Below are 1,559 nucleotides of genomic sequence, written 5' to 3'. Positions count from 1 at the left end.
TTCCATGACTGTGTCGCTTTTTTAAGAAATATTTGACGCCATGCGTTGCGAGCGCGCCATCAGCCAATCCCGCCCCGCATGGGCGAACACTGCGGTGAGCACGACGGCGCCGCCGATCATGCTGGCGGCTGGTGCAATCTCGCCCAGGAACAGGAAGGCAAACAGGATCGCGAACGGCACTTCGGCCGAACCGAGAAGCCCGGATTCGGCCGGCGGGATGAGTCGTGCGCCCTCCGTCCACAGGATCGAGGACAGCGCGAAGGACGCGCCGAAAGTGGTGAGCAGAACGGCATCTCTCGGCGAAACCGCCAGCGGATCGGTGACGAACCAACCGAGCACGAACAACAGGAATGCCGACACCGCACCGGCCCACACCACGGGCGTGTCGCGGAAGGCGCGAACCATGATCATGTAAAGGCCGCTGCCGATGGTCATCAGCAGTGCCAGTCCGTCGCCGAACAGATTGCCGGTGCCGAAGCCGGACCAGACCATGATCGCCACGCCGCACAGCGACACTGCGGCGGCGACCATCGTCTGCAACCGGAAGGGTTCGCGCGTCAGAACCCAGGCCAGCAGCGCCGTGACGAAAGGTGCTGTGGCATAGATGACAGCGACATTGGCGACGAAGGTGAACTTGAACGCCGAGATGAAAGCGATGCTGGCCAGCGCGCCTTCCACCGCCAGCAGCCAGCCGCGCCAGCCAAGCCGCAGGGTCTCACGCCCACCGGAACGGTGACGCCGCCACAGCACATAGAAGCTGATCAGGATCGCGCCGACAAAGCCGCGCCAGCAGATGATGGTCAACGGGTCGGCGTGGATTGATTTCGTCAGCACGCCCGTCAGGGCGAAGACGGCGGCTGAGGACGACACCAGGATGATGCCGAGTGTCCGCTCCGCGGCGGTGTCGGTGGCGGCTGCAATCTCAGTCATGCCGCCAGCCTACGCCGCTTGGTCCTGACATCGTAGCGTCAGCAATCATGGCCATGCACATCATAGCCGTTTGCGGAAATGCTCGGTGCCGACGATCAGCAGGCCGGCGGCGACGATCAGCGCAGCGCCCAGGAAAACTTCGCGGCGCGGCACGTCGCCCCAGATCGCAAAGCCGAGTGCGAATGCCCACAATAGCGAGGTGTATTCCAGCGGCGCGAGAACCGAGGCCGGCGTGCGCTTCATGCCTTCGAAGAGAAGATACTGCGCCAGGCCGCCGAGTGCGCCGACGCTGGCAAGCAGCAGCAGCTGGGTCCAGTCGGGTGTCCGCCACCAAAGCAACGCCGGCACCGCCGAAAACAGCAGGAAATAGAAATTGTTGAGCAGGAGCTGGATCATCGAGCGCTCGGCAAGGGCGGTCCTGCGCAAGAGCACGATGGCGATGCCCCACAAGAAGGCGGCCGCCAGCACCAGCAGCACCGGCACGGACAGGCCGAGATGGGTCGGATCGCAAGCGATGAACACGCCGGCAAAGCCGATCAGCACCGCCAGCCAGCGCAGCATCGGCACTTTTTCGCCGAGCAGGAACACCGAAAGCACGGTGACGATGATCGGGGCCGCGTAATAAACGG

2 protein-coding genes are annotated in these 1,559 nt (G+C 64.0%); both read right to left on the bottom strand.

Annotated features, from left to right (window positions below; translation table 11 throughout):
• Positions 1-21: 21 nt before the first annotated feature.
• Entirely contained in the window at positions 22-930 is a 909-nt protein-coding gene (locus tag ENZ74_RS31370; RefSeq protein WP_013532538.1) for a DMT family transporter, read from the bottom strand.
• A gap of 60 nt (positions 931-990) precedes the next feature.
• On the bottom strand, positions 991-1,559 hold a 569-nt coding region (locus ENZ74_RS31365), incomplete at its 5' end, for a DMT family transporter (RefSeq protein WP_164761377.1).

The organism is Mesorhizobium sp. M7A.F.Ca.CA.002.15.2.1, from assembly GCF_003998715.1.
Classification (GTDB): Bacteria; Pseudomonadota; Alphaproteobacteria; order Rhizobiales; family Rhizobiaceae; genus Mesorhizobium; species Mesorhizobium ciceri.
The sequence above is the reverse complement of the archived record's forward strand: the minus strand, read 5'-3'. Positions and strand labels throughout refer to the sequence as shown.

Bases quoted from the DNA above. Each gene is read 5' to 3' on its own strand.
- ENZ74_RS31370 (WP_013532538.1), bottom strand. From the start codon at position 930: ATGACTGAGATTGCAGCCGCCACCGACACCGCCGCGGAGCGGACACTC.